Raw genomic sequence first — 20,821 nt, 5'->3', positions numbered from 1 at the left:
TGAAAGTAGACAATGACAATGAACGAAACACACCTAGGAGTGTGTTGGTGAATATCAGTAGCCAGCGCCGGATTAATCCCCGTTACCAGACAAGGCGTTCTTAACAAACGCCGTGAGCTTTCATCAGTGATGGTGAAAGAATGATGAGGTGGGACCGCGTGCAACGCCCTCTAAGTAGTAATACTTAGGGGGCGTTTTTGTTTATTATTGGAGAACTTAACATGGAACAATTTATCAGCTTTATACCGGGCATTCTGTCCGGTTTACAAATGACCGTTCTGGTCTTTCTTTTAACTTTAATCGGGTCGATTCCGATTGGCATCCTTGTAGCCATTGGCATGCGTTCAGAATACTTTGTTTTACGTTGGATTATTAATGCCTATATCTGGATCATGCGGGGAACCCCCCTCTTACTACAATTGATTTTTATCTACTACGGCCTTTCAATGGTTGGCATCACTTTTTCCCGTTTTGATGCGGCCATCTTCGCCTTTATTATCAACTATGCGGCTTACCTAGCTGAGATTTTCCGTGGCGGCCTACAGGCGATTCCTCAAGGACAGTTGGCGGCTGCTCAGGTATTGGGACTTAGTAAAAGTCAGTCTTTCTTTCGCATCATCCTGCCCCAGGTCATCAAAATCATCGTGCCGCCATTCGGTAACGAAGTGATTAACCTGGTGAAGGACACCTCATTAATTTACGTGATTGGACTAGGCGACATCCTTCGAGCAGGTTCCATTGCCGCTAGTCGAGAAGTGACACTCATCCCTTACCTAATCGTCGGGGTTCTCTACCTGCTCATGACCGGCTTTGTGACCGTCCTACTACGCCAAAGTGAAAAGAAACTAAACCGTTGGAGGTAACCCATGATTCAAATTCAAAACCTAACCAAACAATTTGGTGACAAAACAATCTTCAAGAATCTGTCCCTCACACTTGATGACGGTGAAATTCTCACTGTCATGGGGCCTTCCGGAATTGGGAAAACAACCCTGATTAAAGTCCTAACCGGCTTAGAGGAAGCCCAGTCTGGCACGATTACCATTGGAAACGAACAATTTCCAGTGGGAACACCCCAGGTCAGCAAACAGTTTGCCCTCATTTTCCAAGATTTCAACCTTTTCCCACACTTAACCGTGAAAGAGAACATCGAACTAGCACCAAAAATCGTGAAAAAAGCAGATCAACCGAGCATCACCCAAAAGACAAGCGAACTACTCCGTAAATTAAACATTACCGAACAGGCCAACTTATATCCATACCAACTCTCTGGTGGGCAAAAACAGCGGGTCGCGATTGCCAGAGCCCTGGCAATGGAGCCACAAGTCATCATCTACGATGAACCGACTTCTGGCTTGGACGAACAGTCAACAAGGCAGGTGGAAAGCATTATGTTACAGCTGAAAAAAGAGGGCGTTAGTCAACTAGTGGTCACCCATGACTTGCCTTTTGAAAAAACCATTTCAGACCGCACATTCGACTTTACAAAAGAGGTATCAAAATGAAAAAGAATAAAAAAATCATCATCAACAGCATCATCGGAATCATCTTTGCAGGTGCCATCGCTTTGCTCCTCGTTGTCGGGCTCAAGCCAGGCAATAGTCAGTCTTCTGGGAAAAAGAATCAATGGTCAAAGATTGAAAAGAAAAAAACCATCACGATTGGGCTAGATGACACTTTCGTTCCGATGGGCTTCCGCGACTCTTCCGGCCAAATCGTTGGTTTTGATATTGACTTGGCCACGAAGGTCTTTGACAACCTTGGCATCAAAGTCAAGTGGCAACCAATTGATTGGTCGATGAAAGAAACGGAGTTAAACACCGGAAACATCGATGCTATTTGGAACGGCTACACGAAAACAGCCGATCGGGCCAAAAAAGTCAGTTTCTCAAAGCCCTATCACAACGCGCCTTTAGCCCTCGTTGTGAAGAAATCTTCCGGGGTAACAAAGTATTCTGACATGAAGGGCAAAACCCTTGGCTTGCAGACGCAATCTTCTGCTGAAACGGCACTGGCTGACCAACCAAAGATTCTAAAGCAATACATCAAAGACCAAACAGCGGTGGGCTATGACACTTTCGACAAGGCCTTCGCGGACTTGAATGCTGACCGCTTGACCGGAATCTTGGTTGATGAAGATTACGCCCGCTACTTCTTGAAGCAGCAAGGAACCCTCGACCAGTACCAAATCATCGATGGCGGTTTCCAAGCAGATGACGATGTGGTCGGTTTCCGGAAGAGCGACAAAACTTTGCAAAAGAAAGTTAACGAACAACTCGATAAGCTGAAGAAGGATGGCTACATGAAGGAAATTGAAAACAAGTGGTTTGGCTAAACCACGGACAACCTAGTTCCCACTAAAAAGAGGAAGACCCGCAATCTGAGGTCTTCCCCTTTTTATTTGTCCTATAATCCCTTGCTGAAGGTCGCAACAGTGGTCAAGAAATTTTGAAAGGCTAGCTTCGTAAGGACCGGTCGGTCAATCATCACGTTATGTCCCGTTCGACTTAACAAAAAAAGTTCGCCTCCCTCACTTTGCTCAGCTAATTGACACTGTTCCTGATAGCCGACCACTTGGTCGTTTTTACCGATCATCATTGTCAACGGTATCCGGTAATTCTTCTGCCGTAATTGGTCTTCATTTGCAACGGTGTAATGTTGGTGTAGCTCCTGCAAAAAGGCATGGTTAACGGTTTTTAGTCCTGGAACGATCAGTCGTCGATAGGTCTCCCAGTTGGCCTGACTAATTTGACTACTCATCGTCAAAAAATCATCATAATAGTGCGCATCGTCAGTTACTACGACCTTGTCAACAATCACCTGGGTTGGTTTCGCAAGTAAGCGCTTGGACTTGTCGGCGGTTACCACTGAGCCCGTTAGGAAAAGACCAATGACTTGGCCGGCAAACATCTCCGTAAGAACCTGAGCCATGTAACCACCAAAGGAATGCCCATAGAAAACAAAGGACTGTTCGCCGATGATTTCTCGAATGGCACGAAAGAGCGTTTCAGCCACTTGTTGCCCCGTTGCCTGCGACGTTGGCGCACTCGCCCCCATCCCCGGAATATCTAAATAGATTCGCTGGTAATCCGAAGTTCGCAAAAACGGTTCAAAAAAGAGACGGTTACTTTCCTTATTCAACGCCATCCCGTGCAAGAAAACGATGGGTGTTCCAGCACCAAACACTTCATAATCCACTAACTGACTTGTCTTCATACCATCCTCCACAGTCAAAACGTGTGACTAGTTTACCATAACTTCTTTGATGAAAAGACGACCTTGTTACTAGCAAATCGTAACAAAAAGTCCTTTTCCTTCTATTTAATGCACCACTTTTATTGCCATTCACCTGGTCCAAACATTTAATTTTCACTTGAAACTCATTTAATTTTAATATAGGCATACCAATTTAAACTATGTTTATCCTATCGAAGGAGGCAAGTTTGATGAAAAAACTGTCTTTGAAAAAAATGGATTGGTACTTATTCGGTATCCTAATCCTCGCCGCCTTTTTATACGGCTGGGGAATCTGGGATGCTGGTTCGGCTAATTCTTACTATACAGCAGCCATTACATCAATGGTTCAATCCTGGCATAATTTCTGGTATGGGGCTTTCGATCCAGCCGGCTTTATCACCGTTGATAAGCCACCAGTTGCCCTTTGGTTCATGGCGATTTCAGCCAAAATCTTCGGGGTTCACGGTTGGTCAATTGTCCTTCCCTCCGTTCTGGCAGGGATTGGCTCCGTCGCCCTTCTCTACAAGTTAATTACCCCCAAGTTCGGTCCATGGGCTGGTCGTTTAGCCGCACTAGTGATGACCTTAACGCCAACGGTCGTTGCCAACTCGCGAACCAACAACATGGACGCTATTCTGGTTTTCTTCTTACTCTTAGCGGTTTACACGTTAACCAGGGCCGTCGCCAAAAAGAGGTTCTGGCTCGTTCTCATTGCCTTTGCCCTCATTGGTATTTCCTTTAACATCAAGATGTTGCAGGCCTTCATGATTTTACCAGCCATGCTTGTCTTCTACTGGGTGGCAATCAAGTTGCCCTGGAAGAAAAAAGTTCTTTGGCTATTGGCCGCCATGGCCTCTCTTGGTATCTTCACCGTTGCCTATCCAGCAAGTGTTGATTCCGTTTCCACTTCGAGCCGTCCCTACATTGGTTCCTCTCAAACCAACTCCTTAATGGAATTAGCTTTTGGTTATAACGGTACACAACGACTCTTGGGACAAACTTCCGGTACTGGCGGCACATTCGCTGGTATGGGCAAGTCTTCTAAAAAGTCGGGTGGTAACGGCGGACCTGGAGGCACAAAGCCAACAGGCACCAAGTCCACTACTAAGAACACGACGACTGGTACAACGGGTACCAACACCGGAAACACCCCTCCTGGTGGAACGACCGGTACAAAGGGAACTGCTCCAACAGGTCAAGCACCGACTGGTTCTAAAACGGGAGCACCGACAGGTACTAAACCATCAGGTTCCAAAAACGGTGCACCAACAGGCACGAAGCCGTCCGGTAAGATGGGCAACCCTGGTAAAGGTGGTAAGGGCCGTATGGCCGGTGGTGGTAATTCTGCTTTTGCCATCGGTTCTGCCGGTCCGTTCCGTCTTTTCCAATCTGATCTTGGTTCTCAAATCGGTTGGTTCCTACCATTCGCAATTCTTGGAATTGGTACTGGCTGGTGGGCCTTCCGTAAAAAGGGTGGTAAGTGGTACAGCATCTCAGACGAACAATCAGACGTTCTGCTCTGGGCCGGCTGGTTTGTCCCAGTCTACGGATTCTTCTCCGTGGCTTCCTTCTTCCACCCTTATTACACGATCATGTTAGCACCAGCCATTGCAGCCTTGACGGCCATCGGGGCAGTCGCCGTTGCTAAGATGGTGAAGGAAGGCGGCTTAAAGCAAGGTCTCATTGCCAAGTCTCTTCTGGCCATCACGATTGTTGGCACAACAGCCCTCCAAGCCTACTATGCTTGGTCTTACTATCCGGTTGCAGGCATTATCATTATCTTGCTTGGCCTTGCGGTTGCCGCCCTTTGGTCCTTTAACAAAGTCGTGGCCACAAAGCTCAAGATTGCTCTCTCAATCATCGTCGTTTCGCTGCTTTCAGGATTCTGGGCACTAACGCCAACCCTGTCACACACCTCGGCAGCAATCCCCAATGCTAACCCTTCACTACTTTCCTCAAAGGGCTCTTCAGACATGGGTGGTTCAGTTGATTCAGCATTGCTTTCTTACACAGAGAAGCACCAAGGTTCTGCTAAGTACCTCTTTGCAACAACTGATTCCAATTCCGCTTCTGGCTACATCATTAAGTCGAAGAAGGCGGTCATGGCCATCGGTGGTTATAACGGTACTGATCCGACAATGACTTTAGCCCAATTTAAGAAGCTCGTCAAAAGTGGACAACTCCGCTACTTCGTTATTGGGAACACCAAGGCATCGACTGGTGACATTTCAAAGATCCTGACATGGGTCAAGAAGAATGGTACAAAGGTCAGCTACAGCTCATCTTCTTCATCAAGTTCAAGCCAGTCAACTGGCATGCCAATGGGTGGCATGGGTGGCCAATCAGGTAACTCTACCCTCTATGACCTTTCCTCTGCTGCTTCATAATCACAAAAAGAAAGGAGTTCGCCATGCTCACACAAGTTAAAAAGACACCTAAGTTAGCACTCATCCTACCTGCTTATAACGAAGAGGAGATGCTCCAACACACGGTGTCAAAGTTGCAGGGCATTAAAGATGATTTAATTCAACAAAATAAAATCGCCACTGGCTCCTTTATCCTAATTGTTGATGACGGATCAAAGGACCAAACCTACCCCATCATGCAGAGCTTAGAACGAGAGCACACAGATGTTTTAACGATCAAACTCTCTCGTAACTTCGGTCACCAACCGGCTTTAATTGCCGGACTCAGTGAGGCCATCAAACTGGCAGACATCACCATCACGCTTGATGCCGATTTACAGGATAGCCCGGAAATTATTGGTCAAATGGTCGACAAGTATCTTGAAGGAAACGAAATTGTCTATGCGGTTCGTTCCTCTCGTGAAACCGATACCTGGTTTAAGAAAAACTCAGCTCTGGCCTTTTACAAAGTCGCTGACTGGCTAGGCGTCGAACTCGTTCCAAACCACGCTGACTTTCGCTTAATGTCAAAGACAGCCGTTCAAGCGTTACTCGCCATGCCAGAAAAGAATCTCTTCTTACGGGCCATGGTTCCCTTGATTGGCTACCCATCCGCTAAGGTTTACTATCAGCGGGCCAAACGAGAAGCTGGCACGTCAAAGTATCCATTGAAAAAGATGGTAAACTTTGCCATTGACGGCATTACCTCCTTCTCTGTTAAACCAATTAAGTTGCTTTTCAACCTTGGTCTTGTTGTTTCATCAATTGCTGGTATTGAGATTATCTATACGATTGTTGAAAAATTGATTGGTAATCCAACCGCCGGTTGGTCGTCCTTAATGATTTCCATTTGGCTCCTCGGAGGACTTAACCTCATCGCCATTGGGGTAGTTGGCACCTACATTGGAAAAGTCTTTACCGAAGTTAAAGGCCGGCCCCTCTTCTATATTGAACAAGAAACCGGGGTTTTGGCAACAGCCAATGTTGGTCGTGAAACAAAGCAAAACACGAAAGCTCGCTTAACCCCATTAAACCAGACAACGAACCGTCAATGGTTTGATCGAGCCTAATCACTAAAAAAGTCGTCACCCTCTAAACGATGGGTGGCGACTTTTATTGTGTCATCATTATTTTTTAAGTAACTCTTTTAGAAGTGAATGGTGCATATCACGAACGGCCATTGCCTCAATCTCTTGGGAACAACGATCAATAAAATCGGTCCGTTCTTCCTCATCATTGAGCCAACGGTCCCCACCGAGAATCATCGTTTTGGTCAGCTTAATTCCAGCATGGCCAAGAATATCACGCTTCCAATGCGAAACAACACCACCATACCGACGCTGAAAAAAGGCGGGGTCATCAGACGTCAAAAAAAGACTCGCTTCTTTACCCTGCAACAGTCCCTGCACATGCAGTGGTCCATTCCGTTTATACGCAAATCCCGGTGTGAAAGCGCGATCAATCAAGCCCTTCAAAACGGACGGCTCGGCCCCCCACCATACTGGGAAGAAAAAACAAATGTGATCTGCCCATGCAACTTTATGTTGTACCTCTTGAATGTAAGATTGGCTTTCCATTCGAGCACGGTACCCGTAACGTAAAACTGGATCAAAATCATCAATCGCCAAATCAACGAACCTGACTTCCACACCATCTTCCCGAAGAACTTCATAACTATGCATGGCATTCGCATGGGCAAAAGATTGATCGTCCGGCTGTCCTTGTATAATTAAAATTTTCATTGTGGCGTTCCTCATCTGATTGTTTGTATAATTATAGCTAAGAAAGTCAAACCTTCCCCTTATACCGATTTACTATAACACAAACAAGCAATCTTTTTATCAAACTTGATAATTATTTCACGAAATGTATAAATAAAAACATCATCATTTCTAAATGATTACAAAAAAGTTACAAAACAATTACATGACTTGCCTTTTATTTTATAGTATACTCAATTAGTCAAGATTCACTATCGGCTGCATGAAAGGATGACTTTATCATGACGATTCGTTCTACACGGTTCCGACAGATTTACCGTATACTACTGATTACTATTGGGTTAGTGGGTGTTGCCATCAACACGGAACTTAAGCCAGCGATGCTACTTTACTATACGACGTTGTCAAACGTACTTTGCATCCTATACTTCATTGGTCTTTTGATCCATCACAATCAAGTGCGTTCCCCAAACATTAAGGGAGCGGTAACACTCGCCATTACGGTGACTATGCTAATTTATTGGGGAATTTTAGCACCTCACTCCTTTAATATCCACGGTGCCTGGCAATTCACCGGTACCTTACTGGTTCACCTCGTGGTACCAAGCATGGTTATCCTAGACTGGCTCCTTTTTGATCAAAAGGGCCGTTTTTCCATCAAAGCGCCTCTCTATTGGTTAGGCATTCCGCTTATTTATTATGCGTTCACTGTGATTGCAGCCAACTTTAAAATTGTCTACCCACTGACCGGTGAGCACTATCCTTACTACTTTATCAATTCTGAGCTAATTGGTTGGCATGCTGTGTTCTGCATTGTCGCTGCCCTACTAATCTTTTTCCTAGTCTTTGGCTACCTGCTTTATTACATTGATAAGCGTTTGGCCAAGTAAACAAAAAGAGCCTCCTATCTTTTATGATAGGAGGCTCTTTTCTTAAATTTAATATCCAAAATGAAAAAGCAGCCGAAAGAATATTCTTTCAGCTGCTTTTTAAATGAGCAGTTTTTACACTTGCTTACTTATCGTGACGCTTCTTAGTTAAGAAGAATGTTGAAAGACTAGCGGTCAATGCCAGGCCAATCGTTTCTTGAGCATGACGACTCACACGACTAGCTGTTTCAGGCATTGGGCTATCCTTCTTTACAACCGGTTTCTGAACTGGTTGTTCCGTCTTCTTGACACCCATATGGTAAACGGATTCAATCTTTTGCTTGCCAGAAACGAGTACTTGTTCAAGTGCATCGCTATCTTTAGCAGAGGCAATTGACTGCTTAACGTCTTGAATCATTGCGTCCAAAGCTGCGAACTGAGCAGTCTTTTCAGCTTGTGTTAAGTAAGGATCGTTTTCAATCTCAGCACGCACCTTTGCTGCTTCGTTTTCAACAAAGCGATTAGCGGATTGTTGCTGTTGACCGAGTGGTAATCCTGATTGATGAATCTTGTTAATAACGGCAAGACCAGAATCCTTCAACTGGCTCACTGCATCCAGGTCAATCGCTGAATCAATGGCCGCCTTAGCATTTGCCACGGCCTGATCAACTTGCTGATCCTGGTTGTTCTTTTCCTTACCGGACAATGAAGCATCATTGTCGATATCGGACTTAGCCTTGTCAGCAGCATGATCAATTTGAACACCAGCAGAATCCTTAGCACCGTTCAAGCCAGCAATAGTAGCTGCACCATCATCAGCATTTGTACCTGCATTGTCAGCGGTCTTCGCGTTATCAATATCAGCCTTGGCCTTCGCAGCAGCCTCATCGATGGCAGCCTTACGCTTATTCTTGGCAGCCGGCGTCAATGAACCATCGTTATCAATGGCCTTCTTGGCATCGTTTGCCACATCATCAATGTTGGCCTTGTTCTGGTTCTTGACATCCTCCATCGAACCAGCCTTGTAGTCAGCTGCAATGGCCTTAACACCATTGACTGTTGCTGCCGTGATCTCGTCACTATTGGTTGCATTATCGATGTTGGCCTTTGCAGCGGCGGCATCGGCAGCAGCCTTATCGCTTTGTGACTTCTTTTGATCAGTTGTTAACGCTGAATCATCATCAATCTTACCGTTCGTTGACTTTTCGGCGTTATCAATCTTGGCATCCGCTGCGTTCTTGGCATCGTTCAAACCGGCAATGTTCTGGTTACCATCAACCGTGGCCTTGTCAGCATCATCCGCACTTTTGGCATTGTCGATGTCACTCTTAGCCTTAGCAGCAGCCTTATCAATGGCAGCTTTGCGCTTATCCTTTGCATCCGGTGTTAAGGAACCATCGTTATCAATTGCTTTCTTAGCATCATCAGACGCTGCATCAATATTGGACTTGTTCTTGTTTTTAACATCGTCCATTGATCCTGGCTTGTAGTCAGCATCAATAGCTTCAACACCCTTAGTTGTGGCTGCATCGATTTCGTCACTGTTCGTGGCGTCATCGATGTTTGCCTTGGTTGTGGCAGCATCTTCATCAGCCTTGTCACTTTGTGTCTTCTTTTCATCAGAAGTTAATGATGAATCAGAAGCAATCTTAGCCTTTGTGTCAGCCACTGCCTGGTCAATCTTAGCATCAGCTGCGTTCTTGGCATCGTTCAAACCGACGATGTTCTTGTCACCATCAGTCGTGGCCTTGTTGGCATCGTCAGCGCTCTTCGCATTGTCAACGTCGTTCTTTGCCTTGGTAGCAGCCTTGTCGATGGCTGCCTTTCGCTTGCTCTTGTCGGCTGGCGTCAACGAACCATCGGCATCGACAACCTTCTTAGCTTTATCAACTGCATCATCAATGTTGGTCTTGTTCTGGTCTTTAACACCAGACATAGAACCAGCCTTATAGTCGGCATCAATTGATTCTGAACCCTTAGTTGTGGCTGCATCGATTTCGTCATTGTTCGTGGCATCGTCGATGTTGACCTTAGCTGTTGCGGCGTCTTCATCTACCTTGTCACTTTGTGCCTTCTTTTCATCAGTTGAAAGGGCATCGTCAGCTGCAATCTTGGCCTTCGTGTCCTTGACAGCTTGGTCAATCTTGGCATCAGCTGCGTTCTTGGCATCGTTCAAACCGGCGATGTTTTTGTCACCATCCGTCGTAGCCTTAATGGCATCGTCAGCACTCTTCGCGTTGTCAACGTCGTTCTTTGCCTTGTCGGCTGCCTTATCGATGGCCGCCTTCCGCTTAGTCTTGTCAGCTGGCGTCAATGAATCATCGGCATCCACAGCTTTCTTGGCGTTATCAGCTGCATCATCAATGTTGGCCTTGTTCTGGTCTTTAACATCAGACATTGAACCAGCCTTGTAGTCGGCATCCACGTTCGTAACACCAGCTGTTGTAGCTGAATCGATATCATCATTGTTCGTGGCATCATCAATGTTAGCCTTAGCCGTTGCGGCATCTTCGTCGGCCTTATCGTTTTGTGTCTTCTTTTCATCAGTTGAAAGGGCATCGTCAGATGCAATCTTGGCCTTCGTGTCCTTGACAGCCTGGTCAATCTTCGCCTCTGCTGCGTTCTTGGCAGCGTTCAAACCGGCAATGTTCTTGTCACCATCCGATGTGGCCTTATTGGCATCGTCAGCGCTCTTGGCGTTGTCAACATCGTTCTTGGCCTTGGCAGCTGCCTTATCAATGGCTGCCTTCCGCTTGCTCTTGGCATCAGGAGTCAATGAATCATCAGAATCAACGGCCTTCTTGGCATCGTTAGCCGCTGAATCAATGTTGGCCTTGTTATTGTCCTTCACATTGGACATTGAACCTGCCTTATAGTCGCCATCCACGTTCGTAATACCATCGGTCGTTGCTGAATCGATGTCATCGTTGTTCGTGGCATCATCTACATTGGCCTTTGCCGTTGCGGCATCTTGATCAGCCTTGTCACTTTGTGCCTTCTTTTCGTCAGCAGAAAGGGCATCATCGGCTGCAATCTTGGCCTTCGTGTCCTTGACAGCCTGGTCGACCTTGGCATCAGCAGCGTTCTTAGCATCGTTCAAACCGGCAATGTTCTTGTCACTATCAGTCGTTGCCTTGTTGGCATCATCTGCACTCTTGGCATTGTCAACGTCGTTCTTTGCCTTGGCAGCTGCCTTATCGATTGCCGCCTTCCGCTTAGTCTTGTCAGCTGGCGTCAAGGAATCATCGGCATCAACAGCCTTCTTAGCATCGTCAGCAGCTGCATCGATCTTGCCTTTGTTCGTATCCTTCACATCGGACATTGAACCAGCCTTATAGTCGCCATCCACGTTCGTAACACCGGCCGCAGCGGCTGCATCGATATCGTCGTTGCTCGTGGCGTCGTCGATGTTGGACTTAGCTGTGGCTGCATCCTGATCGGCCTTGTCACTTTGTGCCTTCTTTTCATCAATCGAAAGGGCATCATCGGCTGCAATCTTGGCCTTCGTGTCCTTCACGGCTTGGTTAATCTTGGCATCGGCAGCGTTCTTAGCATCGTTCAAACCGGCAATGTTCTGATTACCATCAGTCGTTGCTTTGTTAGCATCGTCAGCGCTCTTGGCGTTGTCAACGTCGTTCTTGGCCTTGTCGGCTGCCTTATCAATGGCCGCCTTCCGCTTGCTCTTGTCAGCTGGTGTCAATGAATCATCAGCATCGACAGCCTTCTTGGCATCGTCAGCAGCTGAGTCAATATCGGCCTTATTCTTATCCTTAACACCAGACATTGAGCCAGCCTTGTAGTCAGCATCAATCGTATTCACACCATTGGTTGTTGCAGCATCAATGTCATCGTTGTTCGTGGCATCATCGATGTTAGCCTTAACCGTTGCGGCGTCTTCATCTACTTTGTCGCTTTGTGCCTTCTTTTCGTCAGCAGTTAACGCTGAGTCAGCTGCAATCTTGGCCTTCGTGTCCTTCACGGCTTGGTCAATCTTGGCATCGGCAGCGTTCTTGGCAGTGTTCAAGCCAGCAATGTTTTCATCGCCGTTTGTCTTTGCCTTGTTGGCATCATCGGCATTTTTAGCGTTATCAACATCGTTCTTAGCATTGGCAGCAGCCTTATCGATGGCTGCCTTCCGCTTACTCTTGTCGGCTGGCGTCAATGAATCATCGGCATCCACAGCCTTCTTGGCATCATCAGCGGCTGAATCAATGTTAGCCTTGTTCTTATCCTTGGCATTGTCTAACGAACCGGCCTTGTACTCACTAGCAACAGTGTTGGCGCCATCAGTTCCTTCACCAGCGACTTTGGCAGCATCGGTCTCACTATTGATGGTTGTCTTTGCATCACTTGCATCTTGATCAACTTTAGCCTTTTGAGCCGTCTTTTCATCAGATGAAAGTCCCTTATCGGCATCAATCTTGGCTTTCGTGTCCTTCACGGATTGATCAACTGCAGAAAGTGCACTCTTCTTAGCAGCATTCAAGGCGTTAATGTTGTCGATGCCGGCAGTGGTTGCGTTATTGATGTCATCAGCGGATGTCTTGGTAGCAACAATATCGTCCGCGTTTTGTGCTGCTTTATCAATGGCGTTCTTTTGGGCTGACTTAGTGTTTTCATCCAAAGATGAATCATTGTCGACTGCCGCCTTAGCAGCAGTTGCAGCCGCTTTTACCTTGTCTTCGGCATCCGTCTTTTGATCAGACAATTCCTTACCTGGCTTGTATTCGGCAGCGATCGTGTTGGCACCATTGGTACCCTCGTCAGCAATTTTAGCCGAGACCGTTTCTGCATTAATTGTGGACTTCGCAGCCGTTGCATCTGAATCGACTTTGCTAGTTTGAGCAGTCTTATCGGCTGCACTCAAACGATCATCAGCTGCAATCTTAGCTTTGGTATCAGTCACGGCCTTGTCGATAGCAGCATTAGCATTAATCTTAGCAGTGTTCAATGCGTAAATGTTGTCGACACCAGTTGACGTTGCCTGATTAATTTCATCAGCAGTCTTGGCGTTTGAAACATTACTTTCCGCTGCTTGAGCAGCCTGATCAATCGCTGCTTTCTGAGCCGTCTTGGTGCTTTCATCTAGGAGTGAATCGCCTTCTACAGCTGACTTAGCAGCCTGTTGGGCATCCTTAATCTTGTCCTCTGAACCAGTCTTTTGATCAGACAGATCCTTACCTGGCTTGTACTCAGCAGTAATGCTGTTTCCACCATTTGTACCTTCAGTAGCAACCTTTGAAGCATCCGTTTCGTTATTAACCGTTGCCTTAGCAGTTGCTGCATCAGCATCGACCTTGTTATTTTGTTCAGTCTTTTCGGCTGCACTTAAACGATCATCTGACGCAATCTTGGCCTTAGTATCCTTAATAGCTTGATCAATGCTATTTAAGGCACTGGTTTTAACCGCGTTCAGAACCGTGATGTTCTTAACGCCTGCATTCGTTGCCTGATTAATGGCATCAGCACTTTTGGCATTGTCAACGTTACTATCCGCGTTTTCGGCAGCCTTATCAACAGCAGCACTCTGAGCTTGCTTTGTCGCATCGTCTAATGAGGAATCACTGTTAATATCGGCCTTCGCTTGATCAGCTGCATCCTTAATCTTGTCCTTGGCAGCAGTGGCTTGTGTGGACAAGTCTTGACCAGCTTGATAGGCGTTATCAATGTTTGTCACACCATTATCAGCAGCATCCTTAATTGCTTGTGCATCGGCACCATCCGCATTAATGGCAGCATTTGCTTTCTTCCATGCGTTTTCAGCAGCCGCCTTTTGATCAGCCTTTTGCTGAGTTGACAAACGATCATCACCGGCAATTGAGTTTTCCGTGTTTTGGCGTGCATCATCAATTGCTTGTTGAGCATTCTTTTTACGGTCACCAAGGCTTTCTTCTCCAGCCTTGTGAGCACCAGTGATGGCATTGCTGTAGTCTTGTCCATCACGAACCTTGTTAATATCATCGGCGTTCGTTGCATCCGCAATCGCCTGTTGAGCCTTCGTCAAAGCGGCAGCAACTGCCTTATGCTGAGCGTCTTTTTCGGCATCCGTCAGAGACGTGTCGTTATCAATATCGCGGTTCGTTTGGTCGGCTAAATCAGTAAACTTCTGCGTTGCCGTTTGTTTCTGCGTGGCAAGTGGCGTTCCGGTCTTATAAGGCGCCTCAATCTTGCTATCAACGTCCTTCATGTCGTCAACAACACTTTGCGCATTGGCATCAGCCTTGATTTTTGACGTCGCATCGGAAGCCGTCTTGTCGATGGCGTTGTTTTGTTCCGTCTTTTCATCTGATGTCAATGTTGGATCATTGGCGACTTTGGCACGGGCTGCTTGACGATCCTGTTCAATTTGGTTTGTTGCGTCAATCACACGGGTTGGCAAAGACTTTTCAAAGTCGTTGTTGGCCGTCGTAATGTTCTTATTATTCGTTTCTTCATCACGTGCCGCTGGAATACCATCAGCATCAGCCTTGCTGATGTTGTTATCCAACGTATCCTGGGCATCCTTAACCTTTTTAAGGGCTGCTGTCTTTTCAGCATCCGTCATGTTTGGGTTTGCATTGATGTCCTTGTTCGCTTGCTTGGCCTTCGTATCAACAATCTGACGGGCATCGGCACGTTGGTTGTCTAACGTTTCAGGCTTTTGGTAAGCGTTATCAATGTTTTGAATACCAGTTGTTTCATCAGTCTTTGTATCCGCTGCATTGTCGTTTTCTTGGTATGAATTTGACGCAGTTTCGTAGGCCTTCTTGGCATCAGCCAACTGCTGGTTCTTTGCCGCAGTAGTTAAGCCAGTATCGCCGTTAATTTCGTCTTGAACCTTCTGGTATTCTTTATCAAGATTTTCCTGCGTAGTCTTCTTTTGGGCAAGAGAAGCTTCCGCCTGTGCCTCATCAGTCTTTTGTTGGGCAGCTTGAGCATCGCTCGAAACAATCGCCACATCAGCGGGTGTATAGTAATTCCAACCACCCGAAGAACCATCTTTTTGACCACTATCGGATTGATAGCCGACACGAATCTCCGCGTTGTTCGTATCAATGTCAGATGGAATGGTAAAATCAACGGAACCATTTCGGGCCGATGCTCGAACCGTTTTAACGTCTTTCCAGTTTTTACCGCCATCTGAAGACGTCTGAAGAACCATGGAATTTTGCGCATTCATGGATGTCAACGTAATCGTTGTCCGTCCGGCAATATAGTTGGCCACAAGCTTGTGTGTCTTTGTGTCCTTACGAACATAAAGGTTTTTGGCCTGGTAGTTAATGTATTGCTTTCCATCAGGTGCTTGATTGTCCACTTCCTTCAAATCAGTCCAAGTACCAATCAACGCATCTTCCGGAGTGTCAAATTTAATGTTATCCAAACCAGAAGCATCATCAGCCGACGCCTTGCTCATCAAGCTTGGCGCAAAATGGCTCAAGAAGGTACTGTCTAGCGAACTAGCAGCTCCACCAAGAAGCGTGACGGTTGCAAGTGAAGCAAATAGCCATTGCTTCCCCGCCTTATACATTTTATAGTGTTCGTTCTTTTTTACTGTTTTCATCAAAATCTCCTCTGATTGTTCTAAACCAGTATTCGTCAAAATTATATCACTCTCATGTATCAAAACAATTACAGCTGAGTTTTAATCGCATTGCAACTCCGACTTTTCTCATACAAAAATGAAAAAGCCGCCAACGCAATTTGCGTCAACGACTTTATTCAATTCAACAACGATCTAGATTAATGCTTCTTTTCCTTCATTGCAATCATTGCAGTTAGTGAAACAAGCACAAGACCAACCATTGCCTTCATTGCTGCTTCATCCTTTGCTTCTTTACCAGTTGATGGGAGCGCCGTTTTGGCTGGCTCTACCTTAACTGACTCTTTTTGAGGAGCTGCAGGTGTTGTATCACCTGAAGTTGAAGGAAGCACAGGCTTGGCAGGTTCTGGTGTTGGGTTTACTGGCGTGACTGGCGTCACGGTCTTGTTGTACTTAACAACTTCTGTATCATCCTGAGTCTCAGGTGTTACGTTAGCTGCATCAATCTTAGCACGGTCTGGAGCATCATAACCAGCGACTGCTGGTGAATCGACTTCGTTCCATGATCCTTCTTCTGTCCAATCAGAGTATGTTACGGAATGCGTAATGTCATCTGTCTGAACAGTGCGAGTGAAGGTAATTACTTGTTGAACTTCCTTAGCCACTTCGTGGCCATCGACTGCATCAACATACTTGATGGTACGAGTAACTGTCTTCGTTTCCTCTGATGGAGTTGAGTGATGGTTGTACTTAACAACTTCCGTATCGTCATTTGTATCAGGCGTTACGTTAGCTGCATCAACCTTAGCACGGTCCGGAGCGTCATAGCCGGCAATAACTGGTGAGTTGACTGCTGACCAAGTTCCTTCTTGCGCCCAGTCTGAATACGTTACCTTATGTGTAACGGCATCAGTGGTTGCAGTACGAGTGAAGGTTACTGGTTGTTGAACTTCCTTAGCCACTTCGTGGCCATCGACTGCATCAACGTACTTGATGGTACGAGTAACCGTCTTGGTTTCCGTCTTGGAATCTTCGTGGTGGTTGTACTTAACAACTTCCGTATCATCATTTGTATCAGACGTTACGTTAGCTGCATCAACCTTAGCACGGTCCGGAGCGTCATAACCAGCAACTGCTGGTGAATCAACTTCGTCCCATGAACCAGTGTTCCAGTCACCATAAGTTTTGTCACCAGTGACATCATCAGTTGAAACCGTACGCTTCAAAGTGACCGTTTGGGTCTTCTCTGGGGCAATTTCATTACCAGTTACGGCATCAATGTACTTGATGGTACGAGTAATGTTCTTAGTTTCTTCAGATAACGTGATGTGATGGTTATAAAGAACCTCTTCGTTGGCATCACCAGTGTTAATGTTGACATCTTGTTGGTCAATCTTGGCCTTGTCTGGGGCATCATAACCAGCTACGGATGGTGAATCAACTTCATCCCATGAACCAGTGTTCCAGTCACCATAAGTTTTGTCGCCAGTCACATCGTCAGTCAAAACCGAACGCTTCAGAGTGACCGTTTCAGTCTTTTCTGGAGCAATTTCTTGACGTGTTACCGCATCAAGATACTTGATAGTACGAGTGAAAGTCTTTGTCTCCTCAGATGGTGTTGAGTGGTGCGTGTAAAGAACCACTTCATTTGGATCATCTGAAGTGTTAACCGTTACATCTGCTTGATCGACTTTAGCACGGTCTGGTGCATTATAACCGGCAACAGAAGGTGACGTTACTTCGTCCCATGAACCAGTTGTCCATGCACCTTCAGTCTTTTGTCCAGTCACAGCATCAGTCGTAATTGTACGCTGAAGTGTTACTGCTTGAACCTTTTCAGGAGCTACTTCGTGATGATCAGTAGCATCTTCATACTTAATAGTACGAGTAACTGTCTTCGTTTCAGTTGACTGGTCCTGGCGGTGCTTCAATACAACCGTGTAGTGCGCATTCAAATCAGTACCGAACGTGTAACCAGTCGAAGGGAACGGATCTGAAACTAATTCATAGCCCTTTGACTCCAATGTTGCTAATGTAGCATTAGTACGATAAGTGTCTAGAACATTGTACTTACCCTTAGTATTCGTGTAAGTGTAAGTATCACCATCAATCTTTTGATTGTTATTATCTTGGTCAACGTACTCAACAGTTAGTGAACGGTACTGTGCATAAACGTAAGTAACTGTTTGGTTGCCACTGGCATCAAAACGACCATCCGGTCCGTTAATCACTTGGACAAGGAAGTAGCCACGTGATGAAAAGTCCTTTGCAGTAGTTGTGAACTTCTGGTGGAAGCGACCGTTCAACGTTTCGTTATCAGCACCACCGTCAATGTCAGTCCAATCGTTGGTCGTGTTTGTGTTGCCATCTTCATCCAGAACATAACGTACCTTAGCCGTCGTAGGCTCTCCGATGTAATAGAAAGTAATGACTTTCTTACCGTCAACCCAATCGGCTTTGTAAGCACCATTAACTTCATACTGACCATCACCATTAGGAACGGCTCCTTCAGGCAAATACTGCGAACTTGTGTCTAGTGTGTAATGGTTAATTGATACACTCTTGGCTACATACTGATCATTGTGACTCTCAAATCCAAAGGAATCCTGTTCGTAAATCAACTCCTTACCACTTGTTTCATCAACATAGCGAACAATGACTTGAGTTTCCCCAGCAGCCGTGTTGTGGTTAGTAGGTGTTGTCAGGGCAGTTTGATCGTCCTTCTTCCCCTTGTTGTCGGAAAAAGCAGCATTGTAGCTAACATTTCCATCCATATTGTTAGGGTTTGTGAATGGAATGGAGGCTTGAATTGAATAAGGAATAATCACGTTACCGTTGCCATCACCGTAACGGGTTTCCATGTCTTGGATTACTTGATCAGAAACATGGGCATACTGTGACTTAATGATGCGTTCAAATTCTGTCTTCGAGTATGCAAGTGACTGACTCTTACCGTAATTAATTACAATCTTGTATGAGTTATCAGCAAGCTTAATAATGGAATACTGGTTTTCAGCCGGGGTATCGCCAGAAGCCTGGACAAACCAATTGGCAATACGCTTCGTGGCATTTGACGTACCACCCCAGTTGTTAGCAGCTTGATCTGTCCAACCAGAAGTTTCAGTGGCGGGACCAAAATTGTTTGAAACCGTTACGTAAGGGTTCATCGTACCCGGATCAATGTGCACAGGAACAACTTGTCCATTTTGCACGGTCGTTGCCGTTACGACAATGGTTTGAATGTAATCATTTCCATTATTCAATGGCACAGCCTGGGTAAATGGCTTACCATCCGTGTTACTTACGCTTGTGTTGACCGTCACACCAGCATTTGTCTTTGAACCGATACCATCGGACATTTGTCCAACAGTGTTATTTTCGTCAAAGTCAGGTGTGGTTGGTTTTGGAGCCCAGTGGTAGGTGTGAGTCTGATCCGCAATTGTTTCGGAAAATGATAAATCTGCACCATTGCTGGCTGTCTTAGGGAAGACCATTCCACCAGCTGGTGAGACTGCAACCGTTACATCGTGAGCAACACTTGGATTGAATCCATCACCATCCAAAGGAATATCAATATACTGACCGCTAGCATCAGTTACGATTTGTGCAGACTTAGAAATCCCCTGTCCAGCACTTTCATCATAAATTACTGGGTTTAAGTTTCCCAAACCAAAGGTTTGAGTCGTTGGTTGGTTAGTCAGGTTCGTATTCACAGGAATTCGAATGACATCGCCGGCTTGGACCTTGCCAGCTTCAATGGTGAAGGAAATTTTTAACTGACCACCTGGGTTAGCATAGTCCATCGTACCAGTATCAAGCTGGTCACCATCGTTAAACTTCCATGAAATGCTGTTCGTCTTAACAGCACCCTGAGAGGCCAACGTGGCATAGTCGTAAGTTGACCCGGTTGCACCCAAACGCATATCCAACCCTTCGGTGGTTTGCGTTTCATTGGAAGCAGCCTGTGTTGAGGTCGTATTCGCAGCTTGCGTTGTCGCTGTTTCTGCAGTGGCCTGCGTTGCTGTTGTGTCGGCTGCTTGAGTCGTTGTCTTTGCAGCAGTCTGCGTTGTTGAAGTTGTATTCTGTGCCTTTGTATAGGCAATCGTTACTTCTTCATCAGATTGGTTAACGTCAGCATCCTTGGCGTCGACTTGGGTTACGTCCTTGCCATCAATTTGAGGTGTTGTGTAACCCTGCTTTGACTGGTCAAGATCATCTGATGTCAAGGCAGCGTACTGCTTATTTGAACCGGTTGTTTGCCAAGTGCCTTCAGACACTACGTTTCCTTGGGCATCAACCTTGTTTGTCCGTGTCCAGTTAACAGTCTGCTTAATTGGTTCAACATTGGCAATCTCTTGCTTGCTGTCCTTATCAACAAACTTAATTGTTCGTGTCGTCGTCTTGGTTTCAACTTGGTCGTGCGTTTCCGCCGTAGTTTTTGCCGTTGAATCATTTGACGAAGATGTGTCAGTCGTTGCCGTCGTTTGCGCTGTTTCATCAGCAGATGCTGTTGAAGCAGTGGTCATCGAAGACATCGCCATACCACCCGCCAATGCAAAAGAAGCTAAGGACATAACGACCCAGTTCTTCTTTACTTTACGAAGGATTTTCTTTTCGTTTACTTTATTTACTTGTAACTTATTATACTTCATGGATTTATAATCCTCCGTTTATTCATAGTTACTGTTGGCATACAATAGCCATGTTCTTTCTCGATGCAATCCTAATGTTTAAGCCCTTCTCTGCCCATGTGACATTTACATGTCGTTCGTATTACATCTGAGGCTATAATAACACTACTAGCGTAAAATTTAAATCAATATACATTAAATTTGTTTAAAATCCCACTGTTACAGCATTTTGTAATATTTTTGTCATTAACTTAGAATTTTTATAATCTAGTTTAATCCCTCTCGTTCTAACTATTTGCCTATTTTATAAGTTACGAAAAGCACTTTTTTCACAAGAATGTTACATTTATGTTACAACGTTTTTTTATAAACAAATTTCCCTTTATATAGTAGAAAAGTCAAAAAAAAGCCCCAACCGATTAATTAAAATCGATTGGGA

At 45.6% G+C, this 20,821-nt stretch carries 10 protein-coding genes and 1 other annotated feature (1 of these 11 only partly in view); of the genes, 6 read left to right on the top strand and 4 right to left on the bottom strand.

Annotation, left to right across the window (positions count from 1 at the left end; translation table 11 throughout):
* Nucleotides 1-174 (top strand) — a binding site (T-box leader) (it extends 59 nt beyond the left edge of the window).
* A 47-nt stretch (nucleotides 175-221) separates the two neighbouring features.
* Genes ACSYSL_RS05970 through ACSYSL_RS05960 form a run of 3 tightly spaced genes read left to right on the top strand, consistent with a single transcriptional unit; the run spans nucleotide 222 to nucleotide 2,335 of the window.
* Nucleotides 222-863: an amino acid ABC transporter permease gene (locus tag ACSYSL_RS05970; protein WP_010017648.1), complete on the top strand. Its 642-nt coding sequence runs from the start codon at nucleotides 222-224 to the stop codon at nucleotides 861-863.
* Between the two features lie 3 nt (nucleotides 864-866).
* Nucleotides 867-1,505 carry an amino acid ABC transporter ATP-binding protein gene (locus ACSYSL_RS05965; protein WP_491708562.1) on the top strand — a complete coding sequence of 213 codons (639 nt, stop codon included), beginning with the start codon at nucleotides 867-869 and terminating at the stop codon, nucleotides 1,503-1,505.
* Nucleotides 1,502-2,335 (top strand): amino acid ABC transporter substrate-binding protein, encoded by an 834-nt coding sequence (locus ACSYSL_RS05960; protein WP_491708561.1) that lies wholly within the window; start codon nucleotides 1,502-1,504, stop codon nucleotides 2,333-2,335. Before ACSYSL_RS05965 ends, ACSYSL_RS05960 begins: the two co-directional genes overlap by 4 nt.
* Nucleotides 2,336-2,406: 71 nt before the next feature.
* On the opposite strand, the gene ACSYSL_RS05955 is transcribed toward ACSYSL_RS05960, so the two are convergent.
* The gene (locus ACSYSL_RS05955) at nucleotides 2,407-3,216 is read right to left on the bottom strand and encodes an alpha/beta fold hydrolase (RefSeq protein WP_491708560.1); all 810 of its coding nucleotides are present in this window, start codon (nucleotides 3,214-3,216) and stop codon (nucleotides 2,407-2,409) included.
* 230 nt (nucleotides 3,217-3,446) lie between these two features.
* Here ACSYSL_RS05955 and ACSYSL_RS05950 point away from each other — a divergent pair, with 230 nt between their 5' ends.
* Together ACSYSL_RS05950 and ACSYSL_RS05945 are read left to right on the top strand one after the other, a co-directional pair.
* Nucleotides 3,447-5,624, top strand: coding sequence for an ArnT family glycosyltransferase (locus ACSYSL_RS05950; protein ID WP_491708559.1), 2,178 nt, complete (start codon nucleotides 3,447-3,449; stop codon nucleotides 5,622-5,624).
* 23 nt (nucleotides 5,625-5,647) lie between these two features.
* Nucleotides 5,648-6,712 (top strand): glycosyltransferase family 2 protein, encoded by a 1,065-nt coding sequence (locus ACSYSL_RS05945; RefSeq protein WP_491708558.1) that lies wholly within the window; start codon nucleotides 5,648-5,650, stop codon nucleotides 6,710-6,712.
* A 57-nt stretch (nucleotides 6,713-6,769) separates the two neighbouring features.
* Here ACSYSL_RS05945 and ACSYSL_RS05940 read toward each other — a convergent pair whose 3' ends face one another.
* Nucleotides 6,770-7,384 carry an NAD(P)H-dependent oxidoreductase gene (locus ACSYSL_RS05940; protein WP_010017638.1) on the bottom strand — a complete coding sequence of 205 codons (615 nt, stop codon included), beginning with the start codon at nucleotides 7,382-7,384 and terminating at the stop codon, nucleotides 6,770-6,772.
* A 260-nt stretch (nucleotides 7,385-7,644) separates the two neighbouring features.
* On the opposite strand from ACSYSL_RS05940, the gene ACSYSL_RS05935 reads away from it, so the two are divergent.
* Nucleotides 7,645-8,253 (top strand): Pr6Pr family membrane protein, encoded by a 609-nt coding sequence (locus ACSYSL_RS05935; RefSeq protein ID WP_491708557.1) that lies wholly within the window; start codon nucleotides 7,645-7,647, stop codon nucleotides 8,251-8,253.
* 124 nt (nucleotides 8,254-8,377) lie between these two features.
* On the opposite strand, the gene ACSYSL_RS05930 is transcribed toward ACSYSL_RS05935, so the two are convergent.
* Nucleotides 8,378-15,772 carry a DUF1542 domain-containing protein gene (locus ACSYSL_RS05930; RefSeq protein WP_491708556.1) on the bottom strand — a complete coding sequence of 2,465 codons (7,395 nt, stop codon included), beginning with the start codon at nucleotides 15,770-15,772 and terminating at the stop codon, nucleotides 8,378-8,380.
* Between the two features lie 179 nt (nucleotides 15,773-15,951).
* Nucleotides 15,952-20,403 carry a mucin-binding protein gene (locus tag ACSYSL_RS05925; protein WP_491708555.1) on the bottom strand — a complete coding sequence of 1,484 codons (4,452 nt, stop codon included), beginning with the start codon at nucleotides 20,401-20,403 and terminating at the stop codon, nucleotides 15,952-15,954.
* Nucleotides 20,404-20,821 lie beyond the last annotated feature (418 nt).

This window comes from Fructobacillus sp. ESL1129 (assembly GCF_058507945.1).
Note: the sequence above shows the minus strand (reverse complement) of the source record. Positions and strands in the feature narration are given on the sequence as shown.